This window comes from Virgisporangium aliadipatigenens (assembly GCF_016863615.1).
GTDB lineage: Bacteria > Actinomycetota > Actinomycetes > Mycobacteriales > Micromonosporaceae > Virgisporangium > Virgisporangium aliadipatigenens.
The window spans coordinates 50,512-72,193 of sequence record NZ_BOPF01000020.1 but is presented as its reverse complement, the minus strand read 5'-3'; the positions used below and the strand labels follow the sequence as shown (position 1 = coordinate 72,193).

Here is a 21,682-nt window from a genome sequence, read left to right as displayed (position 1 = left end):
TCTTGGGCGGCACCTGGAGGGATCTGTGAACGATCATCACACCACCGACGTCGCAAATGATCAGTTGCCGGCCGAGGACGTCACCGCGTGGATTCCGGTCCAACCGGAGGCGGATTCCCCGCCCGAGCAGGTACCGACGGAGAAGATCGAGGCGGTGCTCGCCGAGATACGCGATCAACTCGTCGCGGGAAACGCGCGCGCGGCCGCCCGCGAACAGATCATCGACCGCCTGCACGCCGAGAACCAACGGCTGCGCTCCGGCGAACTCGCCCTCCTGCTGCGGCCGATCCTGACCGATCTGCAACGGCTGCGCAACGAACTCCTCGCCGGCGCCGGCGATCGTCAGCTGTCCACGCGACAGGTGGCCGATCTGCTCGGTTCCTACGCCTCCAGCGTCGAATTGACGCTCGAACGTGGCGGAGTACGTGTTGTGCGTCCCGAATTGGGACTACCGTTCGACCCGGCGGCACACCGCGTCGTGGGGATCGAGCCGACCGGGGACCGCGCGGCCGACGGCACCGTCGCGGCCGTGACGGCGGACGGCTATGTCGACACCGCCACCGAGCGGGTGACATTGCCGGCGACGGTTCGCGTGTACCGGTGGACCGAGCCGGTCGAGCCGTCGCGCCCCGAGGATCCGATCGAGCCAGACCGGGGTTGACCCCATCCCCGGAAACTTCCGTTCGAGGAGAACAATGTCGGACACCGGCCAATCCGATGCCTACTTCGGTATCGACCTCGGCACCACCTATTCCGTCGTCGCCTACATGGACGAGTACGGGCGGCCGGCGGTTGTTCGCAACGCCGCGTCAGGAAAGGACACGACACCGTCCGTCGTGTATTTCGAGGGACCGGGAAACGTCGTGGTCGGCACGCAGGCGAAGAATGTCGCGATGATGTATCCCGACCGGGTCGTCGAACGCGTGAAGCGGTCCATGGGCCGCGAGTTGAGCTGGGAGTTCGACGGGCAGTCGCACACACCGGAGTCGATCTCGGCGCTGATCCTGAAACAACTCGCCCAGGATGCGTCCGCCGAGACCGGGCGCGAGGTGCGGGACGTCGTCATCACCGTGCCCGCGTACTTCGGGATGCTCGAACGCGACGCCACCCGAAACGCCGGCCGTATCGCCGGGCTGAACGTGATCGGAATCGTGCCGGAACCGGTCGCCGCCGCGCTGCAGTACGACGTCACGGACGACGGCAAGGACCGCACGGTGCTCGTGTACGACCTCGGTGGCGGCACGTTCGACACCACGGTCATCCGGATCGCGGCGAAGTCGATCGAGGTGCTGTGCACCGACGGCGACCAGGAGCTCGGTGGCGTCGACTGGGACGACCGGCTGACCGAGTACGTGCTCGAGGAGTTCATCAGCAAGGCGGCGCCGGACGACGATCCGCGCGAGGACCGGCAGTTCATCCAGGACCTGCGCCGTCAGGTAGAGGAACTGAAGCAGAACCTCTCCGCCGCCAACAGCCGCAGCTTCCCGATCCGGTTCGGCGCGGCCGTCGGGATGGTGGAGGTGACCCGCGAGACGTTCGAACGGATCACGCGCGACCTGCTGGAGAGCACGCTGCGCTACACCGACCGGACGTTGGACAAGCTGGCCGCGAAGCTCGGCGTGACCGACCCGGCGCGACACATCGACGACGTGCTGCTGGTGGGCGGTTCCAGCCGGATGCCGGCCGTGCGGGCGGCCCTCACCGAGAAGTACGGCTGGGACCCGAAGCTGCACGATCCGGATCTGGCGGTGGCGAAGGGCGCGGCGAAGTTCGCGCTCAGCCGTGCGGTGTGGGAATGGGACGGTACGCGCGACAACACTTCCACGCCGCCGACGGAGGAGGAACGCCGGGAGGCCGTCGCCGCGCTCGCCCAGCGCACCGGGGTCGACGCGGACGCGCTGGCGCGCCTGGCCGAGAAGGAGATCACCAACGTGCTGCCGAAGGCGTTCGGCGTGCGGCTGGTGGACACCGACGACCCGACGTGGCAGAGCGACCCGGAGCGGTACAGCTACATCGAGCACCTCGTGCACGCCGACGAGAAGCTGCCGAGCGGCATCCGACCGCTGGAGGCGGGCACGGTCGTCGACGGGCAGACCGAGGTGGAGATCGCCCTGTTCGAACAGGCCGGCGGCGAGGAGAGCCGCGACCTCGACGCCAACAAGCAGGTCGACGGCGGTACGAGCAGCATCACCGGCCTGCCGCACCTGCCGCGCAACTCAGCCATCAACATCGCGATGCAGGTCGACAGCGAAGGACTGCTGACGGTGACCGCCAGGGAACCCGTGAGCGGGCGCGATCTCACCATCAACGTGCGGGTGAGCGTGATGAGCGAACGCGAGGTCGCCGAGGCGCAGTCCGCGGTCTCCGCGATCGCAGTGCGAGCCTGAGCGATGGCGTTCGATCCGCAGCGGTACGAGCAGGAGGTGATCAGGCCCCTGCGCGGGCGGCAGGGTCGCCTCTCCGACGACGACCTGCTGCGCCGGTACGCCGTGGAGCCCGGCATGGGCGCCGAGGAACTGCGCGCGCACCTGCGACGGCTGCGGGCGTTCTGGAACCAGAAGGCCGGCGGCGCGGACTCGGGCGGCCGCGTGTGCAAGCAGCTCCTGGCGGCGGACGAGGAACTGCGGCGCACGGCCGGCGAACAGCTGCACGACCCGTCGTGGTGGGCGGGACAGGCGACCCGCCAGTCGGTGGCCCAACAGCAGGCGGTGGAGGAACTCGCCGCCGACCTGCGCCGGACGTTCGGCGGAATGGGGCTGATCACCCGGGTGCAGCTGGACCGGATCGTGACGCACTACGGCGCGGTGCCGGCGGAGGCCGTCGAACGCGCGGCCCGGCAGGCGAAGGTCCGCGTCGTCGACGCGGTGTCGCTGCCCACGGAGAGCGGCCTGGACCGGACGGCGTTTCGCGGCCTGCTCCAGCGGATGCGGGAGATCGGCGCGGACACGGTCGTGCATCTCGTCCATCCCGACCTCGACCGTCCCTTCACGCTGGCCCGCGCGTTCACCGTGGCCGGCGGGCCGAAGCCGCGGCTCGACGCGGCGGCGGTCGAGGCCCGGGTGGCGGCGCTCGAACGCTCCGCCGACTCGGCCACGGTGCGGGCCCGCAAGGCGGCGCTGCGCGTCCTGTCGACCGGCCTGAAGGCCGGCGCGGACCTGCGCACGGTGGCGCTGTACCAGGTCGTCGAGCGTCTCGTGGCCGACCGCTCGCAGGGGCTCGACGGCCCGATGCTGGTCACGCAGGCCACCCGGCTCGGGCTGACCCGGCCCGATGCGGAACTGATCGTGGTCAGCCTGCCCACCGGCCTGGAACCGGTGGACAACGCCGCGAGCCGGATCCGTGACCTCCTGGCCGACGGCCAGCTGCTGGCGGCGCAGCAGGCCCTGTCGGCGTTGCCGGTCAGCGACCCGGAACGCGCCGACGTCGAACAGGCGGTGCGCGGCCGCACGGACGAGATGCGGCGCCTCATGCGCGACGCCGACGCGGCGCTGCGCGACCGGCGCGACGAGGAGGCGGAGCGGCTGCTGCGCGAGGCGGCCCGTATCGCGGCCGACGACCAGGACCTGGCGACGAGGGTCGAACTCCTCCCGCCCGCCCCGCCGCGCGACCTGAGCGTCGTCGAAGCCGGTGGCGAGGTGCGGTTGAGCTGGCAGCCGTCGGCGTCGGCGGTCCGCGACGCGCGGTACGTGGTGGTGCGTGCGGAGGGCCGGGCGCCACGGTCCCCGCAGGAGGGCACGCGGGTGCGCGAGACGGCGTCGACGAACGCCGTGGACCGTTCCGCGCCGCCCGCGCGCGACCTGCACTACGGCGTCTTCACCGTGACGGCGGGCGGGACGGCCCCGTCGCGGCCGGCGACCGCGCGGGCACGGGTCGTCCCGCCGGTGGAGAACGTGCGACTGCACGCCCAACCCACGGAGATCGCCGCGTCGTGGACGGTCAACCCGGACGCGGTGGCCGTGCGGGTGCGCCGCACTCAGGGCCGCGCGCCCACCGGTCCGGCGGACGGGGTCGCGGTCAGCTGCGCCGACGGGTCGTTCGTGGATCGCGGCGTGGTCGAGGGCCAGCAGTACTTCTACGGTCTCGTGGCCGTGTACCGGGACGCGGCCGGCACGGAGGTGACCGCGCCGATGAGCGTGGTGTCGGCGTGGCCGCGCGCCGCCGCGCAGCCGGTGCTGGACCTGACGGCGGTGCCGCTGGCCGTCAGCGGGGACACCGCGCGGGTGCGCCTGTCCTGGCCGGCCGCGGCCGGGAACGTGCGGATCCGCTACGCCTCGCGGATGCCCACCTGGGAGGCCGGCGAACTGGTCCCGCTGCCCGACCTCGACCGCTTCGGGCGCGACGTCGCGGGCACCCCGGTGGTGGACGGCGACCGGGCGGTGCTCGACGCGGACGTGCCGAACGGCCCCCAGGTCTACGTGCCGTTCGCGTTCGGTGGCACCGGTGCCGTGGTGGGCCGTGCGGTCGAGTTGGCGCACACCAGCCCGATCCGCCAGTTGCACGCCCGCCGCGCCGGTGGCCAGGTGGTGCTGACCTGGGTGTGGCCGGAGCAGGTGCGCATGGCCGAGGTCGAGTGGAACTCCGTCGACGTGCCGCGCCAGGTGCGGCGGGTCAGTCGGGCGCAGTACGTCGACGGGGACGGCTGCGTGCTCGCCGTCGGCGCGGGCGGCGGTACGGCGACGGTGCGTTCGGTGACGATCGGCCCGACGGGTGAGTCGATGTCGGCACCGGCGGAGGTCTCCGTCGACGGCCGGCCGACGCAGCTGCGGTACGCGCTCGTGCGCCTGAAGGAACTGCGCGCCCGCTGGTCGCGCCGGCGCGTCCTGGTGGTGACCGCCGCGCAGGACTGCGCCGACGTCGAACTGGTGCTGGTGAGCGCCGTCGGTGCGGTGATGCCGTTGCGGCCCGAGGACGGCGTGGAGATCGACCGCTTCAGCGGCCTGCGGCTCACCCGGGACGTGCCCCTGAACCTCGACGTCGAGCTGCCGTCGCACCTGCGTCGCCCGTACTGGCTGCGCTGTTTCGTCCTGCGCCCCGCCACGGTGTCCATTGTGGACCCTCCCGTCGCCGAGCTGAAGGTGTCGTGAATGAGCAGAGTCGCGTGCCCCTATTGCTACCACCGGGTCGACGGCGGTCGGCTGTGGTACCAGTGCACCGGGCGTGGTTCGCCGGGCCGTAGCGGCTGCGGGCTAGCCGTGGACGACCAGCGCGTGGCGGAGATCGGTGACCGGGAGCCGGTGCGGCCCGCGTTCGGCGCGCCGACGCGCAGCCCGTTCTGGCCGACGAAGGCGTCGTGCCCGAAGTGCGGGGCCGAGTCGGGGATCCGGGTGTGCCCGTGCTGTCACAGCCACCTGTCGTCCAACTTCGGGGCCGCGTCCAGCCCGCTGATCGCGATGGTCGGCGCCAAGGGCACGGGCAAGACGGTCTTCCTGAACGTCCTCAGCCACGCGCTCCTCAACGACCTGCGCCGGCAGTTCGGGGCGGACGTGCGGCTGAACGAGGCCGGCAAGCGCAGCAGCGGCAAGGACGGGCTGGCGGTGGATCGGATCTTCCGCGATCACCGGCTGGTGGAGCAGACCGCGCAGGCCACGGAGGGGCGCCGCCGCCCGTCGGTGTTCGAGTGGCGCCAGGAGCATCGGACGGCCGGCGTGCTGCGGCGCTACCGCACCACGTACCTGTCGTTCTACGACACCGCGGGTGAGGACCTGACGTCCCAGGAGACCACGTACAACCTGTCCTATCTCGGCGCGGCGGACGCGTTGATCCTGCTGCTGGACCCGTTCATGATCCCGCAGGCGCGGGACCGGCTGCGGCTTCCGGAGGAGGCGATCGTCTCCAAGGAGTCCACTGTGGACGTGGTGAACAGGGTGACCGAGCAACTGCGGTCCAGCCACGGCATCAAACCCGGCCGCCGCATCAAGATTCCGCTGGCGGTGGCGTTCGCGAAGATCGACGCGTTCTTCGACGTGCTCGGGCCCGATCACCCGCTGCTGCGCCAGACACCGGTGAAGGGCGCCTACGACGACGCCGCCGGCCAGGAGACGGACGAACAGATCCGCGCCCTGCTGCACAGCTGGGAGGCTGACGGGATCGACACGCATCTGCGCTTCAACTACAGCGACTTCCGCTACTTCGCGGTCTCCGCGCTCGGTGCGCCGCCCGACTACGTCCACGGCCAGGTCGACCCTCGCGGGGTGCGCCCGTTCCGGGTCGCCGAACCGTTGCTGTGGCTGCTGAGCCGCTTCCACGTGATCCCGCGTCAGCGCCAGGGTTGAGAGAGGCGGACGAGATGACGGCACCCCCGTCGGCCCGATTCGAGACGCTCATCTACACCGACTGCCGTCCCGGACAGGGTCTGCAGGGCACGGCGGGCCTGCAGTTCCAGGCCCGTTCACCGGACGCCGACCGGGAGGCCATGTCGGTGGTGCAGCGCAGCCTGCTGTACGAACCGCCGTCGTCGTGGATGCGCGCACGCCGGCCGGTGGCGGAGTACCCGCGCTCGTTCGCACACGTCGCCGACGGACTGCTCGCGACGGGCGCCGGTGTGTACCTGGGCCGGGAGGCCAACGGTGGGCGCGAGGGCAACCAGCTCACCCACAGTGTCGTGGCACGCGACCCGGCCGCGTACCGCCATGTGCGCCCGGCGCAGCTGTTCGGGGCGCCGTTCTGGAGGGACGAGCCGGCTCCGTCGACGGAGTGCCCGCCGTTGACCGACGACTGGGAGGCCGGTCCGATCGACGCGGTGGCGGCGCAGGAGTTCGTTCGTGCCGAGCCCGACGGCGCGCAGCGGCTCTCGGCCCTGCTGTCCGCGTTGGAACGGGTGCACGCCCCGGACGGCCGGCGGGTCCTGTTCATCGCCGAGGAACCGGACGCGGTGCTGCACTGGCTGATCGCCGCCACGCTGCTGATGCCGCAGGAGCACGCGCTGCGGGTCGGGTTCAAGGTGTTCAGCACCGATCCCGCGTACGCCGTGCAGCCCGTGGTGGCGGTGCACCCCGCCTGGAACAGCACCTCCGTGCGCGTCGGCGACGACGGCGGCTACGTGGTCTTCGACCTCGTCGACGGCGGGTGGACACCGGTCGGGGCCGATGCGCACGTGCGCGAACGGGTCGACCTGTTCGTCAACGAGGACCCGTTCGACGTGGTCGACATCGTCGAACTGGCCGCCGGAACCGGAATCGTCGATTCGCGGCGGGCGTTCGGCCTCGGCCGCGCGATGATGCTGCCCGACCGGCCGGTGTCCGACGGAGACGCGGAGGCGGAGGCCGAGGTCGCTGTCGCCTGGCTCCGCGACACCCCGGCCGATCTGCTCGGCGCGCACCGGGGAGTGCTGGTCGACCGGCTCACCTCCCAGGTGGAGCGGTGGACGCTCGACACCCTGCGGGCCCTCGACGCCGTCGCCGTGAGCGGGCAGGTTCCGGCCGACCGGGTGGCGCCGGTCCGGATCGCGCTGATCCGCAAGGAACTCGAACTCGCCGAACGCACGCGGGAGGTCGAGGCCGCACCGTTGCCCGCGCTGCCGGCCGGAACCTGGGACGCCACGCACCAGGACGAGGCGCAGCGGCTGGTGGACGACACGTTGCGCGCCGGGCTGCCCACCGAGACCTTCGAGGCGGTGCTGCGGGTGGCGAAGCGGTTCGGCCTCTCCGTGGACCTCGAAGGGCTCGGCGAACAGGCCAACCGGTTCGTGGACGACTGGGTGGGCCAACCGGGGCTCGGCTACGACCCGTCGGCGTGGCCGCGCGGCCACGAGTTCAAGAACATCCTGCTGGAACAGCTCAACCTCCTGGTACTGCGCGGATATGCGCACGACGTCGCCGACCGGTGGTGGCGCCGGCTGATCGACGAGCACCGCACACCCGGTAGTCCGCTCGCGGACGCGGTTCTCGCGGCCGCGATGCACGGCGGCTCGCCCGCCGAACGGGCCGCCCTCACGGAAAGCGTGCTGCGCCAGGCGACCACCGCCACGGAGCCCTACTCGGCGGTGCGCGCGGCGGCGGGTGCGCTGTGGGGCCGGCACCAGCCGACCACGGAGGAACTGTGGCGCCTCTGCGAGATGCTGCCGCAGGGACCGCCGCTGCCGCCGGAGGTCTTCGCCCGGTTCACGAACGCGCTGCGAAAGTCCGATCCGTTGCGTCGCGACCATCTGAAACTGGGCCGCACGCTGTGGCGCTGCGGGCTGTTCCACCCGCCGGAGGACCTGGCCGCGCTGCTGCACGGCGACCAGCGCCTCGGCTACCTCTGCGACAACCTGCCGAGCCAACCGAGCCGCACGATGATCGCCGAGTACGCCGACGATCTGCGCACCTACGAGGACCGGCTGGTGCGGCTGCACGGCGACCGGCTGGTCGAGGCAATGCTCGCCATGCGCTCGCCCGAGTTGGTGTTCGAGATCGTGCGCGCGCTTCCCGACGCGGTGCGGGGGCGATACATCGACGGACTGCTGCGCCGCGCGGACTCCGGCGACCCGGGGATCCACCTGGTCACGATGTTCTACCTGTCCGGGTCGCTGGCCGACCCCGACGCGAAGTTCCTCGACCGGCGGCTGGTCGCGGCGGTGTCGGGGATGTCCGACCGGCGGATCAAGCCGCTCACGTCACGGGTGGAGAAGCTCGGCGGATCCTGGCCGCTGTTGTGGACGGACGTGTGCGAACGCGCGAAGAGCGCCCCGCGGCGCCGGCTGTGGCCCCTCGGAGGAAAGAGCTGACGTGGCATACATCTTCGGCGCCATCGCCGCACTCGTCGCCATCTGCGTCTACCTTTACGTCAGCGCGCTCGCCCTGGTGTACGTCAGCACGCCGCTGTCCCTCATCGGCGCCGGGCTCGGGCTGACGGCCGGACTGTTGGCGGCCCTGGTGGTGGTCTGCGTGATGCTGGCGGGTCAGAGTCCCGTCCGTGCCGTGCGCACACCCGTTCAGGCGGCGGCCAAGCAACTGCCGCGCCAGCGGCGGGACCGCTTCGTGCGACGCGACCTGGCGTGGCCGCAGTACTTCGTGGCGCAGGTGGGGCTCGACGCACGCACGGCCGCGTCCCGGTTGACGTCGATGGTCTCCGCGACGTGGGACGGTGCCACGAGCAATCTCGGGCAGCCGTGGCTGTGGGTCTTCGGGTGGCCGCTGCTGCTGCCGGCCGGGGTCGCGATGGTGGCGTTCACGGCCGGGGTGGCCGCCGGTGCGGCCTTCGCCGCCGCGGTCACGGCGGTCGTCACCGTCGTCGCGTGGACGGCCGGGCTGCTGGTCGCGGGGTTGCTGCGCGCCGCCGACCGGACGTGGCAGACGGTGTTCCGCGCCGGGGGAACCTGCCCGCGCTGCTACGAGTTCAGCCGCATCCCCGCGTACCGCTGTCCGGGCGCGCACGGGGGATCGGACCGGCTCGGCGGAAAGGATCTGCACCGCGACGTCCGGCCGGGGCGGCTCGGCGTGCTGTGGCGCCGGTGCGGGTGCGGGCGGCGGTTGCCCACGACGGTGCTGCGGGCGGCGTTCGCGATGCAGGCGTGCTGTCCCCGGTGCACCGAACCGTTGCCGCGCGGCGCGGCGGTCGACACCGACGTGCGGGTGCCGGTCTTCGGTGCCGCGTCCGCCGGGAAGACCCACTTCCTGATGGCCAGCCTGGTGCCGTTGGTGCGCGCCGACGGTCGGGGCGGGGTGCGGGTCGCGCTCGCCGACGAACACAGCGAACGGGTGTTCCGCGAGTACAGCAACGTCGTGGACGCCGGCGGGCAGGCGCCGAAGACGAACCCGGGTGCGCCGCCGGTGGCGGTGACGGTGCAGCTGTTCCGCGGGCGGCGGCGGGCGATGGTGCACGTGTTCGACGCGGCCGGCGAGGCGCTCGCCGACTCCCGACAGAACGCCGATCTCGTCTACCTCGACAGTTCGCGCACGCTCGTGTTCGTGCTCGACCCGTTCTCCGTCCCGGAGGTTCGGGACCGGTACGGCGGCAGCTACGGCGAACTGTTCGCGCGGGCCAACCCGGCGACCGAGGAGCCGCAGTTCTCCTACGACGTGACCGTGCAGCGGCTGCGCGCGCACACCGTCGACACGAAGCGGCAACGGCTGGCATTCGTGGTGACGAAGGGGGATCTGATGGCGGAGCTTCCCTCCGGCGCGTCGCCGGCCGACAGTCCTGCGGGAGTGCGGGAGTGGTTGGTGGAGCACGGCCTCGACAACCTCGTGTTCACGGCCGAACGCGACTTCGGTGAGGTGCGCTTCTACGCCGTCAGCGCGAAGCCGCACGCGGAGCTGCCCTCGCCGGAGGAGCCTTTCCGGTGGTTGCTGTCCACCGACCGTGTGCCGCTTCCCCCGACCGGCCTGGGGACGGTGCGGCGATGAGCGTGTGGGTGCCGCCGGCGCACCGGTTCGCGCGGGCGCTCATCGGCCTGTCCATCGTGGCGGCCGTCGTCGCGGTGGTCTACGTCGTCGCCGTCGGACCACTGCCGCAGCGGGTGCTCACCTCCGCGGAGTCGTTCGTGGCCGACGTGGTGCGCGTGTGGACGGAGGCGGGCTGACGGTGGGACAGCCGCTCGGCATCGACCTCGGCACCACTTACAGCGTGGTGTCCACAGTGGACAGCAGCGGCCTGCCGGTGGTGCTGCGCAATCCGCTCGGCGCGGAGTCGACCCCTTCGGTGGTGTGTTTCGAGTCGCCGACCTCGGTGCTCGTGGGTGCCGCCGCCAAGGCCGCCGCGCCGGTCCTGCCCGACCTCGTGGTGTCCCTCGTGAAGCGGCAGATGGGAACGGACCGCCTGTTCACGTTACACGGGACGGAGTACACGCCCGAGGCGGTGTCCGCGCTGATCCTGCGCGCGCTCGTCGAGGGGCACACGCCCGCCGACGGCACACCGGCGCGGGCGGTCGTGACCGTGCCCGCCTACTTCGGCATCCGCGAGCGTGAGGCCACCCAGGAGGCCGGCATCCTCGCCGGGCTCGACGTGCGGGAACTGGTCAGCGAACCGCTGGCGGCGGCGTTCAACTACGGGCTGACGCCGTTCTCGGAGGAGGGTTCGGTGGTCGTGTACGACCTCGGCGGCGGCACCTTCGACGCCACGCTGCTGACGTTCGACGGCCGGGCGGCCGTGCTCGGCACCGACGGCGACACCGAGCTGGGTGGCGCGGACTGGGACCGGCGGCTCGCCGATCACCTGCTCGAACGGTTCGCCGACGCGGCGCGGGTCCCGACGGACCCGGCCGACGACGCGGCGTTCATGACCGACCTGCTGCTCACCGCCGAGGAGGCGAAGCGCGCGCTGAGCGTGACCAGCACGCACGAGGTGAAGCTGCGCGGGTTCGGGCGCACGGTGACGCTGCCGGTGACCCGCGCCGACTTCGAGTCGATGACCCGTGACCTGGTGGACAGCACGCTCAGCTGTGTGCACCGGCTGCTGACGACCGCCGGTGCCGGGCCGGTGTCCCGCTGTCTCCTGGTCGGCGGCTCCAGCCGCATGCCGATGGTCGCGGCGGCGCTCGCCGCGGAGTTCAGGTGGCGGGTGAGCCTGCACGATCCCGACCTGGCCGTGGCGAAGGGTGCCGCGCTGCGCGCCGCGCATCTCGCCGGCGCGACGTGGGTGACACCGGAATGGGGCACCGAGGCCGTGCCGGCGCCGCGCGCGCCCGCGGCGTCCGGGGCGGAGCCGCGCCGCCGGGACTGGTCGGCGACCATGGGTTCGGTGGTGCCGCGCAGCTTCGGGCTGCTGATCCACGACAGCGACGACCGGGCCGGCACGCGCCGGTTCGTCCAGCACGTCATCCACCGCAACGCGCCGTTGCCGGTGACCGACGGCGAGGCCACCGTCGCCACGATCCTCGACGACCAGGGCACGGTCCGGATCGAGGTGTTCGAGCAGGCCGGCGCGGTGCCGTCCGCCGAGGTCGCGGACAATCGCCGGGTTCTCGACGGGGAACTGTCGGGGCTGCCGCCCGGCCTCCCCGCGGGCTCACCGATCCGGATCGTGCTCTCCCTCGGGCTCGACGGCCGGCTCGGGCTCACCGCGACCGAACCGCGCAGCGGGGCCGAACTGCACCTGTCCGCCTACATCGACGGCGTGCTCGACCGGGAGACCCGGGACACCACACGAACGGGCCTGTCCCGGCTCACGGTTCGACAGTAAGGGGTGCCCGTGTCCACCTGGATCCGTCGCGACTACACGGGAGTCGGTGTCACGCAGAGCCCGCCCGGTCGGCATCTCGCGGCCGTGCAGGCACCGTTCATCGGCAAGGTGCTCCTGTGCATCGACGTCAGCGGCTCCATGTCCGGCCGGCTGCATCACGCGGTGGCGGGCGCGGAGCGGTTCGTGGCCGAGGCCGTCGCCGCGCACTACGAGATCGGGCTCGTGCTGTGGAACCACGGCGTGCACACGTTCGTGCCGCTGTCCCGCGAGCCGACGCGGATGCTGCGGACCCTGCGGGAGGCGGCCGCCCGTGGCGGCACCAACGTCACGCCCACGCTGGAACGCGGCATCGCCGAACTCGGCGAGTTGAGCGGCGATCGGGTCATGGCCGTCTTCGGCGACGGCGAGATCGGTCCGGTCGAGGCGGCGCAGCGGGCCGCGCGACGCGCCGCCGAACGGGGGATCCGCATCATCGTGCGCGGCCTTGGCGAGGAGTCGGCCGCCCGGCTGCGGCTCATCGCGACAGACGTCGACGCGCCGGGCGAGACGGTCGTCGCCTCCGAGCGGGAGATCGCCGCCGGAGTGGCCTCGATGGTCAGAACGCTTGCCGGCCGGCGCGGGCGGCGCCGCTGAACGTCGCGTTCGGTTCGCCCCACACCGCGTAGGAGAGCCAGGTCGGGTCGTACCCGTGGCCGCGGATCTCCGCACGGGCGCGCTGGGTGGCCTGTCCGAGCGTCACGTTCGATGTCGTGAACGCCCGGTAGAACGCGTCCGCGAACACGGCGGCGAGATCCGAGCGCACCGTCCACATGGAACCGACGAAGGCTCCCGCGCCGGCGGCCATGAACACCCGCGCCCAGCCGGCGATCGCGGCGTTCTCCGGCGACGACGGGGCACTGCGGCACGCGTTGAGGAACACCAGCGGTGCCCGTTCCCGGAACGCACGCGTGGCGGCCGCGTGGGACAGCAGCAGCGGCGCCAGTTCGCCGTCCGGCAGGGCGATCGAGGCCCAGCCGTCCCGGGAGCCGGCGTGGCAGGCCAGGTGCAGCAGCCCGAACCGGCGCGACTCCAGGACCTCCACGAGCTCGCGCAGGCTGCTCAGGGCCGGCGCGGCCGGGTCGTCGCCGAAGATCCGTCGGACGGCCTCGATCTCGGCCCGCGCACCGGCCGGCGCGTCATCCTGCGCGAGGTATTGCCGTTCGCCCAACGGCAGGCCGCGCACGGCGCCCTGGGCCGGCGCGCGGCGCACCACCGGCACGAGGTCGGCGAGAAAATCCGCACCCGACCGGTGCTCGTCGCTCGGCAGCATCAGCTCCCAGGGCACCGTGTCGAGGCCGGTCGCCACCACGAAGGAGCGCATCCGGGGCAGCAGGTGCCAGAAGCGTTCCCGGATCGCGGCCGGCATCACCTCGCTCCACAGCCAGGCGCCGGTGTTGCGCACGTGATTGCGAACCAGGTGCGCGTCGCCGCCGTATGCGCCGTTGACGGCGTGGTCGAGTTCGGCCAGCACGTGCGGCAGCTCGACCCGGCCGGTGGTCCGATCGGGGCCGAGCGCCTCCACGATGTCGCCGCCGCCCGTGAGCACGAACCGGTAACTGTTCAGCTCCTGGACCACCTCCAGCGTCACGGCGCCGTCGGGGTGCGTCGCGAGCCCGATCGGCGTGCTGTACCGGTGACCGGTCGAGAGGCCGCCGGCGGTGGCGGTCAGTTGCACGCTCAGTTCGGCCAGGAACGTGCCGCCCACGTAGGCGCGCAGGCGCAACCGGTGCTGTTCCGGCACCGTGGCCCAGACCTCGAAGTAGGCCCACGGGGAGTCGGCACCCGGCAGGACCCGCACGTGCTGCACGAGGTCGCTCGCGACGCTGAGCGTCGGCGCGGAGAGCATCAGCGTCACCGTCACGCCCTCCGGCGGCACCGTCAACGGCAGCGCGGCGGAACGGTAGCCGTCAGGGTCGCGCAGGATCGCCACCTGCACGGGCAGCGCGCGTCCGACCGGGTGGCGTTCGGGCAGGTCGGCGACGAGGTGGTACGAGGCCGTCGACGGCAACGCGGAGTCGCCCTCGTCGCCGCGGTACACGGGACCTGCGTCGCGCCGCTTCGCCAGCCACGCCCAGATCGCCGGGTACTGCCGCAACAGCCTGCGCAGCAAGGGTTCCAGCGCCTCGTCCGGCAGCGCCAGGGCCTCGACGATCCGCCGGTCCACCTCGGTGGCCCGCTCGGCACCGACCAGCTCCACGAGGTGCGCGCGAAGCGCCACCGCCTGCTGTCGCCACCAGCCCTCCACGGCTCAGCCGCCCGTGAAGGAGAAACTCGCCCAGTGGTGCGGTGCCGCGTACCGCCGCTCCACCGGATCCTCGAACTCCACAGTGGACAGCAGATAGGAGCCGGTCGCCGGCGGCAGCCAGTCCTCGCCCTTGTCGAGCGCGGCCTGCCAGGCCTGTTCCTTCTCGGCGTTGGTGGTGTCCCGGACCCACCGCTGCGCCGCCTGGAGCGCGACCGCCGGCGGCCTGCTCCCACCCGCGAACATCCGGTAGAACCGTGTCGTCAGCGCGACGCTGAGCGCGCCGTCGACCAGCCACATCGACGCGATGACGCCGGCGGTACCGGCCTGTAGGAGCGCGCTCGGCAGGCCCACCATCTCGTCGGGCAGCTCGGCACCGGACAGGAACGTCTCGCAGGCCGAGAGCACCGCCAGCCGGGTCGGCATGCGCATCCGCAGAATGTCGGCGACGCTCAGCCGGCTCGCGCCCGCCAGCCGCAGGTGGCTGCGCAGCGGTTGGGTCAGATCGGCGCGACCGTGACAGCACAGGTGCAGGATGTCGGCCGCGGCGATGCGCGCCTCCAGCGCCCGCGGGGTGGCCTCGTCGCCGAGGAGCACCGTCTTCGACGGGAACGCCGCCGCGGCCGCGGTCGCCTCCGCGCGCATCGACGGGGCGCCCGGGTCGCCGGGATCGACGTCACCGACCGCGAGCAGGCGCTGCGGCGGGCGGCGCCGTGCGGCGTGGCGGGTGGCGGCGAGGCTGCGCGCGTTGGGAACGTAGCTCACCGCGAACAGGTCGGCGAAGTACACCCGGCCCGTGGGTCGTGCCGGGTCCGGCTTCCAGGCGGCGTGCACCGGCAACGGCACCAACGGTCCACAGGGGACGAGACACAGGTCGGGTGTGCCGCGCACGGCCGGCAGCAGCGGTTCGACGACCGAGTCCCACAACCAGCGGGTGAGCTCGTCGAGCGCGTGGTGCCACCGTCGGGTCGTTTCCCGCTCGTCGGGTTTTCCGACGCTTTCACGGAAGCGTTCGTAGGCGGCGAAATAGTCGCGTACCCGTGCGCGGGTGGCATCGATCGTCAACAGCGGAAGGGTCACCGAACGCGCGCCCCGGTTGCGAACGACGAGCGCACACCCACCGGCGTCGGACGGCGCCAGATACACCACCGGCAGCGTGTTCGCCGCCGCGGCCACCTCGGCGAAGGTCGGCGCGGTACCGAAGTCCGCGAACCCGTCGACGTTTCTGATCTCACCGACCACGCCGTCGAGAACACGGCGCGCGGCACGGAGATCCTCACGTTCCTGCGCGGTAGTCATCGACGCAGACGTTACCCGTGGCGGAGAGCGCGGCCCGCTCCTGCGGGGGTCGACGTACGGTGATTTTCTCGCAGCCGACCGTGCCGGCCGGCGATCCTTTCGGACGGTGGTGTCCGATCGGTGGGTGTCCCACGATTGCCGTCGGGAGGTCGACGATGTATCCCACGGGACCGGGTTCCGATGTCGCCGCGACGTTCGAGCGGGCACAGGCGCTGCTGATGTCGTTCCAACAGACGGGCGACCCCGCGCAGCTTGCGGAAGCGACGCGGCTGTTCGAGTCGGCGGTGCGTGCGATTCCGGCGCATCACCCGCAGATCGCGCAGGCCGAGTCCGCCCTCGTCAACGCGTTGGTCGCCGCGCAGGAACGCGACGCGATCGACCGCGCGATCGGAATTCTCGACCACAGGCTCCCGATGTTGCGTCCGGGCACGCAGATCCACGGCATGCTGACGGTGCAGGCCGCGGCCGCCCGGACGGCTCGCCATTTCGCCGGCAGCGGCGACGCCGATCTGGACGAGGCGGTACGGCTCACGGAGGAACTGCTGACGACGACGCCGCCCGGTTCGGAGACGAACGTCCTCGCCCGGATGCACCTGTCGTTGGTTCTCCTCGTCCGGGCACGTCTGCGGCGCGACGGCGCGGCCGACCTGCGCCGCTCGGCGGAGTTGCTCGACGGCATGGACCCCGACCTGCCGGTTCCGTTCATGGCCGGGCTGAACCGCGTCCGCGACATGCGCAAGCAGATCGACCTCATGACGCGGGCGATGGACTCGCCGGATCAGTACGCCGTCGCCGAGGTGCGGGCGGGTACGCCGGACGGCCGAACGCCGGGGCCCTACCGCTATCTCAGGGAAGGCGCCGCCGATGCGGTGGCCGACAACGTCGAGGCACTCGTGCACGGCGATCTCAGCGGTCTCGACCGCACCATCGATCAGCTGCGCGCGTCGGTGGAGGCCCGTGAGCGGTGGGACCCGGACCGCTCCAGCCTGCTGACGATGCTGGCGACCATGCTGCAGAACCGTTCTCGACACCGGCGGCTGTCGTCGGTGGCCGGTGCCGACGACGACCTCCACGAGGCGATCCGGCTGCTGGAGGAGGCGATGACCCTGCCCGGTACGAGGTTCCGACCGCATGTGGAGGCGGGACTCGGCGCGTGCCTGCTCGACCGGGCGCAGACGGATGTCGCCCGCGCCGACGACCTCGACGAGGGGCTGCGCCTGCTCCGGTCCGTCGTGGACAGCAGCGACTTCCACGAGACCGCCCGCGACGCCTTCATGCAGAGCTTCGCCGACGGGCTGCTCGTGCGGTCGCAGCGGGATCTCGGCGCGGATGACATCGACGAGGCCGTGTCGGTCTACCGCCGCCTGCTGACCCTGCAGGCCGAGGGGACCGGTTCGCACGCGGTCACGCAGGCGCGCCTCGCCATCGCCCTGATGATGCGGGCGGACTGCACCGGCGATCCGGACGACGTGCGGCGGGCCGACGCGCAGGGCAGGGTGGCCGCGCAGGCGCAGCAGACCGGGACGTGGAGGTACGACGCCGCACTGTACTGGGGCGAGTGGGCCTGGCGGCGGCGGATGTTCCCGTCGGCGGCGGAGGCGCTCGGGTCGGCGGTGACGGCCCTCTACCGGCTGACGGCCGCGCAGTTGGACCGGGCACACAGCGAGGCGGCGCTGAAGCGGCGCAGCGACCAGTTGGCGGCCCGGGCCGGCTACGCGGCGGCGGCGGCCGGTCGTGCACAGCAGGCGGTGGCGGCCGTCGAGACCGGCCGGGCGGTGATGCTGAGCCTCGCGCTGGAACGCGACACGGCGCGCCTCGACGCGTTGGCGGCACTCGGGCACGCGGACCTGGTGCGCCGCTACCGCGAGGCGATGAACGCCGTCCGGCACGCGGAGGCCGCCATGGAGAACCCGGTGCGTGTCACAGGCCTCTGAGAAACGCCGCCACCTCCAGGAAGTCGATGCGTTCCGCGTCGTCGGGACGGATCACCACCCGCAGTTCGTGGCACACGACGCTCTGCCGCGAACGCGCGACGAACGACAGCAGCGTCATCTTGAGCAGGCTTTCCGGCGGCAGTGTGTCGACGCGGGCGAGGACCGGTCCCATCACCGGAATCGCCAACGGGCCACGCTGGCCGTGGCGGTCCACCGCCTCCCATAGGCTGTCGAGGCTCAGCCAGATGCCGGTGACGCTGGAGCGGGCCACGCAGGCGTTGTCCATCCGGCTGTACGCCACGGCGTAGACGCGCCGCCCCCCGTTGCGCAGGACGGCCACCGTTCCCAGCGGGTAGCGCTCCAGCTTGCCGACGGGCCTGTCCCGCCGGGTCTCCCGGGCGATCGGCCCGACGTCCGCCAGCGCGGTGCCGAGGGCGGCGTCGAGCGCGGCCGCGTCGCCGCCGTACCCGCGCGCCAACAATTGGCCCTGCAGGCTGTCGCGGTTGATCGGCAGGTCGTCGTCGGTCGAGGTGTCGAAGGTGTCGCTGAACCCGACGGCGATGTCGGTGTCGAGCCCGATCAGGTCCCCGACCGACACCGTGATCGCGACTTCCGGCCGGCGCAGTTCGCGGCGCACGTGTGTGCGCGGGTACGCGCGCACCAACCCCCAGACGACGCAGCTCACGGCCGTTCCGCCGAAGAACCACGCCGGATCGACGGTCACGTCGGGCAGCAGTTGGCCGACGAGTTGCACGGAGGTGGACGCCAGCCCGAAGGCGACGAGCGCGTTCGTGGCGAACGTCCGCAGCCCTCGCGCGGTCCCGAACACCGTGCGCAGGCCGCGGCGCGGGCGTGTCAACGTTTACAGCCCCTGCAGGAAATGGCGCACCTCCCGGAGATCGACCGTACGGTCTCCCGGGCGGATCAGCACCCGCAGTTCGGGGCAGATGCGCAGCTCCCTCGAACGGGCGACGAACGACAGCAGGATGAGCTTGAGCAGGTTCTGCGCGGTGAGCTGGTCGATGCGCGCCAGACCCGAACCGATGATCGGCATCGCGACGGGCTGACGCCCACCGTGCACGTAGACCGCGTCCCAGAGCCGGGACAGGCTGAGCCACAGTCCGTCCACTGTGGAACGTGCGACGAGATCGTTGCCCATGCGCGCGTAGGCAACCGCGAACACGTGCCGGTCCGGCCGGCCGAGCACGGCCACGGTGCCGATCGGGAACCGGCTGAGCTTGCCCCACCGCTTGGCGTCCCGCTTCTCCGACGACTCGGGTCCGTGGCGGGCCAGCGCGGCCTGCAGTTCCCGGTCCAGCCGCCGGTGGTCCCCGCCGTACCGGCGGTGCACCAGTTGGCCCTGCACCGTGCGGGAACTGATGATCCGGTCCTCTGCGGTCGAGGTGTCGAAGGTGTCGGTGAACCCGACCACGAGGTGCGCGTCCTCGTCGAAGAGGTCGCCGGTGCGCACCGTCACGGTCAGGTCGGGATGGTGGAACCGGTGGGTGACGGCGTCGCGGGCGAGCAACGCCTTCCATCGCGTCCTCCACCGTCCGGGCGCGTGCGGTGTGCGCGACGCGGACGGCGGCCCGATCGGGACGGCGGGGCGCTGTTGCACCGGCACGGTTTCCTCGTCGCCCAGGCCGGGCGGCGTCGGGAAGCCGGGAACGTGCACCCACGCCGCGGCGGTCGTCTCTTTCTCGGCCACCTCCACCCGCGTGTAGGCGTCCGGGTCGAGGCCGTACCCGTGCAGCACGACCTTCTCGTAGACGTCGTCGGAGACGATCACCGCGAGGTCGGGCCGTTCGGAGGCGGTCAGCACCCGCCGCAACGGCCCGGCGTCGAGCAGCCGCGCGCAGTGGACCAGCGGCCGGCCGGCCCACCCGTCGCCGTCGCGGTGCAGCAGTCCCATGTGGACGGCCATCCGCAGTCGCAGCCGGGCGGCGTCGGCGGCCGTCTTGCGATGCTCCCGCAGCCGGGCGACCAGTCGCGGCACGAACGGGTCCAGCAGCAGCGCGGGCGTCACCCGGGCCGGCACGATGAGGCGCACCCCGTCGCCGAGATCGTCGTGGGCGATGCCGGCGGTGTCCAGGCCCTGGTGGGCCAGCGTCTCCGCGACGACTGCGCGCAGGTCGGCGCGCATGCGAATCTGCAACTGGTCGTCGCGGCCGCCGGACTTCGCCACGTCCATCGCGACGATGGTGTAGTGCACCGGTTCGTAGCGCACCGTGGGGCCGTTCAGGCGTGCCGCTTGTAGGCGTCGAGTCCGGTGAAGCGCGTGGTGTCGAGCCAGTCCGTGCCGGACTCGTTCACCGCACAGCCGGCGTTGCCGAGCCGTTCGGAGATCTTGCGGATGGCCGCGAGACTGCGTGCGGGCGTGCCGTCGAACCGGATGACGTTGCGCCCGCCGATGTCCGCGAACGGCCTGAGCGAGCCGATCTCGATGATGACCGTGCGCGTCGGGTGGAGCGCGAGCGCCATTCCCAGTTCGAACAGAACATTGGGACGGGCCTGCATGGACGGCCGCTTCTCGAACTCGTCCTCGTGGTCCCCGTGCAGCTCGGGGTGCAGGTGCACGGCGTCGTCGGGCGTGAGGATGGCGACGGCCGCCTGGATGTCCTCGAAGGCCTTCGCCACCACGTCGCCGAGGAACGGGGAGAGGTTGTCGGTCCGGCCCACGGCCTCCTCCCAATCGCGCGGCCGCAGGTCGATGGCCTGCAACAGGCTCCACACCGCCCGCCGGGCCTGGTCGTCGCGGCCGTGGATGACGAAGACCTCTCGTGGGTTGGGCACCGGTCTCTCCTTCTGTGGGTGAGGATCGTGAGCGCGTCGGAACCGGTCGTCCTCCAGCCGTCGCGTGACCCACGCCGCCAGGCGCACGTCCTCGACGAGTGGTCCGTCGGCACCGAGAAGGTCATCGGGTAGCGCCAGCCGCAGGTTGTCGCCGGCGATCTCGACGACGCGGTGGAGCAGAACGAGCCGGTCCTCGGCCGGAGCCTCGGCGGCCTCCCAGACCCGCAGCTCGTAGCGCAGCCGGGCGGCGTGCAGCAGGAACCGCGCCAGAGGCGGGATGCCGGCGTCGCCGTCGGACCAGACGAGCGCGCTGAGCGCGTCCTCGCGGCCGGGCGGCGCCAGGGCGACGAGGGTGCGTCGGGCCCGCGTCTCGGGCAACCGTGCGACCTCGAGAACGGTGATGCCGTGCGGCCCGACGGCGCCCTCCCGCCACCGGTACACATGTTCGTCGCGGTGCGGCAGCTCATCGCCGAGGTCCGCGACGGGCACCTCCGTGTGTCCACAGAGAACCCTGTCCTCGCCGAGCAACGCCCCGCTCCAGGGCCCGAGAACGTCCTCCCACCGCCGCTGCGACGAGTCCCACGGGGCGTCGCCGCCCAACGCCACAGACAGGTTCAGCACGTCGTGGTGCCGGCGGAGGATCACCTCGTGGGGCCGGTCCGGGTGGCGTTGCGCGGCGATCTCCCGCTCGGTGTCGACCTTTCCGCCGGGCAGGTCCCGCCGGGTGGGCGGGAGCCGGTCGTCGATGGCGAGGCCGGGAACGGCTTCGGTCGTCCCCAGGTTCGTCCGGCACCGCTCCCAGATCTGTAGCAGCTCCCCGTAGGCCGCGTCGGCGTGCGGGCCGTCCAGTGGCGCGTACAGGTGGACGACCAGTTCGCGGCCGGTGATCGGGGGCGCGGTCACGTGGCTTTCCGGGGAGGCTCCGTGGCGCGGTTCAGGTCGTGGACGAGGCGGTCGGCGCGTTCGCGGACGGGGCGCGGCGGCGGTTCCTTGGGCGGTGTGCCGAGCCGGGTGATGCGGCCCGGCCCGAGCAGCCCGAGCCCGGCGACGGACTCCCGGAAGGCGCCGAGGTCGCCGCGGGCCAGCGCCCCCTCGATCGCGTCCATCGACCGGGAGACCGTGTCCCACCGATCGGGCTCCAGGCGCCACTCCGCAAGATCGCGCAGGAGCCTGACGGCGATGGTGACGTCCTGCGCGGCGGGGGAGTCCACACGGGGAGTTTATCGGTCGGTGACGGTGCGGTCGCCGGATCGAACAACCCGGTGCGGCACCTTGC

At 72.3% G+C, this 21,682-nt stretch carries 16 protein-coding genes; 10 read left to right on the top strand and 6 right to left on the bottom strand.

From position 1 onward, the window contains the following. Positions 1-25 precede the first annotated feature (25 nt). The 9 genes from grpE to Val02_RS25915 are packed head-to-tail and all read left to right on the top strand — an operon-like array spanning position 26 to position 12,732. Positions 26-661, top strand: a complete 636-nt coding sequence (grpE, locus tag Val02_RS25955) for a nucleotide exchange factor GrpE (protein WP_203901820.1) — start codon at positions 26-28, stop codon at positions 659-661. Positions 662-695: 34 nt separating this feature from the next. Next, a complete protein-coding gene (locus tag Val02_RS25950; RefSeq protein ID WP_203901819.1) occupies positions 696-2,387 on the top strand; it encodes an Hsp70 family protein in 1,692 nt (563 codons plus the stop codon). Positions 2,388-2,390: 3 nt separating this feature from the next. Then, the gene (locus Val02_RS25945; RefSeq protein WP_203901818.1) at positions 2,391-5,084 is read left to right on the top strand and encodes a SaeA-related protein; all 2,694 of its coding nucleotides are present in this window, start codon (positions 2,391-2,393) and stop codon (positions 5,082-5,084) included. Then, complete coding sequence (locus Val02_RS25940) at positions 5,085-6,272, top strand: hypothetical protein (RefSeq protein WP_203901817.1); 1,188 nt, start codon at positions 5,085-5,087, stop codon at positions 6,270-6,272. Positions 6,273-6,286: 14 nt separating this feature from the next. After that, complete coding sequence (locus Val02_RS25935) at positions 6,287-8,704, top strand: GTPase-associated protein 1-related protein (RefSeq protein ID WP_203901816.1); 2,418 nt, start codon at positions 6,287-6,289, stop codon at positions 8,702-8,704. A 1-nt stretch (position 8,705) separates the two neighbouring features. Further along, positions 8,706-10,325, top strand: coding sequence for a TRAFAC clade GTPase domain-containing protein (locus Val02_RS25930; RefSeq protein ID WP_203901815.1), 1,620 nt, complete (start codon positions 8,706-8,708; stop codon positions 10,323-10,325). After that, complete coding sequence (locus Val02_RS25925; protein ID WP_203901814.1) at positions 10,322-10,501, top strand: hypothetical protein; 180 nt, start codon at positions 10,322-10,324, stop codon at positions 10,499-10,501. The genes Val02_RS25930 and Val02_RS25925 overlap by 4 nt, the downstream gene beginning before the upstream one ends. Before the next feature lie 2 nt (positions 10,502-10,503). Then, positions 10,504-12,099: an Hsp70 family protein gene (locus Val02_RS25920; protein ID WP_203901813.1), complete on the top strand. Its 1,596-nt coding sequence runs from the start codon at positions 10,504-10,506 to the stop codon at positions 12,097-12,099. Between the two features lie 9 nt (positions 12,100-12,108). Continuing rightward, positions 12,109-12,732, top strand: coding sequence for a vWA domain-containing protein (locus tag Val02_RS25915; RefSeq protein ID WP_203901812.1), 624 nt, complete (start codon positions 12,109-12,111; stop codon positions 12,730-12,732). On the opposite strand, the gene Val02_RS25910 is transcribed toward Val02_RS25915, so the two are convergent. Together Val02_RS25910 and Val02_RS25905 are read right to left on the bottom strand one after the other, a co-directional pair. Continuing rightward, positions 12,695-14,383 (bottom strand): CHAT domain-containing protein, encoded by a 1,689-nt coding sequence (locus Val02_RS25910; protein ID WP_203901811.1) that lies wholly within the window; start codon positions 14,381-14,383, stop codon positions 12,695-12,697. The genes Val02_RS25915 and Val02_RS25910 overlap by 38 nt on opposite strands. A gap of 3 nt (positions 14,384-14,386) precedes the next feature. Beyond that, positions 14,387-15,679: a CHAT domain-containing protein gene (locus Val02_RS25905; RefSeq protein WP_203901810.1), complete on the bottom strand. Its 1,293-nt coding sequence runs from the start codon at positions 15,677-15,679 to the stop codon at positions 14,387-14,389. Positions 15,680-15,834: 155 nt separating this feature from the next. Here Val02_RS25905 and Val02_RS25900 point away from each other — a divergent pair, with 155 nt between their 5' ends. Then, positions 15,835-17,613, top strand: coding sequence for a hypothetical protein (locus Val02_RS25900; RefSeq protein WP_203901809.1), 1,779 nt, complete (start codon positions 15,835-15,837; stop codon positions 17,611-17,613). On the opposite strand, the gene Val02_RS25895 is transcribed toward Val02_RS25900, so the two are convergent. Genes Val02_RS25895 through Val02_RS25880 form a run of 4 tightly spaced genes read right to left on the bottom strand, consistent with a single transcriptional unit; the run spans position 17,600 to position 21,617 of the window. Next, positions 17,600-18,472, bottom strand: coding sequence for a macro domain-containing protein (locus tag Val02_RS25895; RefSeq protein ID WP_203901808.1), 873 nt, complete (start codon positions 18,470-18,472; stop codon positions 17,600-17,602). The genes Val02_RS25900 and Val02_RS25895 overlap by 14 nt on opposite strands. A 3-nt stretch (positions 18,473-18,475) precedes the next feature. Next, complete coding sequence (locus tag Val02_RS25890; RefSeq protein WP_203901807.1) at positions 18,476-19,840, bottom strand: macro domain-containing protein; 1,365 nt, start codon at positions 19,838-19,840, stop codon at positions 18,476-18,478. A gap of 11 nt (positions 19,841-19,851) precedes the next feature. Next, the gene (locus Val02_RS25885) at positions 19,852-21,309 is read right to left on the bottom strand and encodes a CATRA conflict system CASPASE/TPR repeat-associated protein (protein ID WP_203901806.1); all 1,458 of its coding nucleotides are present in this window, start codon (positions 21,307-21,309) and stop codon (positions 19,852-19,854) included. Next, a complete protein-coding gene (locus tag Val02_RS25880; RefSeq protein WP_203901805.1) occupies positions 21,306-21,617 on the bottom strand; it encodes a CATRA system-associated protein in 312 nt (103 codons plus the stop codon). Before Val02_RS25880 ends, Val02_RS25885 begins: the two co-directional genes overlap by 4 nt. Positions 21,618-21,682: the final 65 nt, after the last annotated feature.

What these genes read in the sequence shown, in the direction of transcription:
- Val02_RS25940 (WP_203901817.1), top strand. Translation starts at nt 5,085, where the DNA reads ATGAGCAGAGTCGCGTGCCCCTATTGCTACCACCGGGTCGACGGCGGT.
- Val02_RS25935 (WP_203901816.1), top strand. Translation starts at nt 6,287, where the DNA reads ATGACGGCACCCCCGTCGGCCCGATTCGAGACGCTCATCTACACCGAC.
- Val02_RS25900 (WP_203901809.1), top strand. Translation starts at nt 15,835, where the DNA reads ATGTATCCCACGGGACCGGGTTCCGATGTCGCCGCGACGTTCGAGCGG.
- Val02_RS25905 (WP_203901810.1), bottom strand. Translation starts at nt 15,679, where the DNA reads ATGACTACCGCGCAGGAACGTGAGGATCTCCGTGCCGCGCGCCGTGTT.
- Val02_RS25925 (WP_203901814.1), top strand. Translation starts at nt 10,322, where the DNA reads ATGAGCGTGTGGGTGCCGCCGGCGCACCGGTTCGCGCGGGCGCTCATC.
- Val02_RS25950 (WP_203901819.1), top strand. Translation starts at nt 696, where the DNA reads ATGTCGGACACCGGCCAATCCGATGCCTACTTCGGTATCGACCTCGGC.
- Val02_RS25945 (WP_203901818.1), top strand. Translation starts at nt 2,391, where the DNA reads ATGGCGTTCGATCCGCAGCGGTACGAGCAGGAGGTGATCAGGCCCCTG.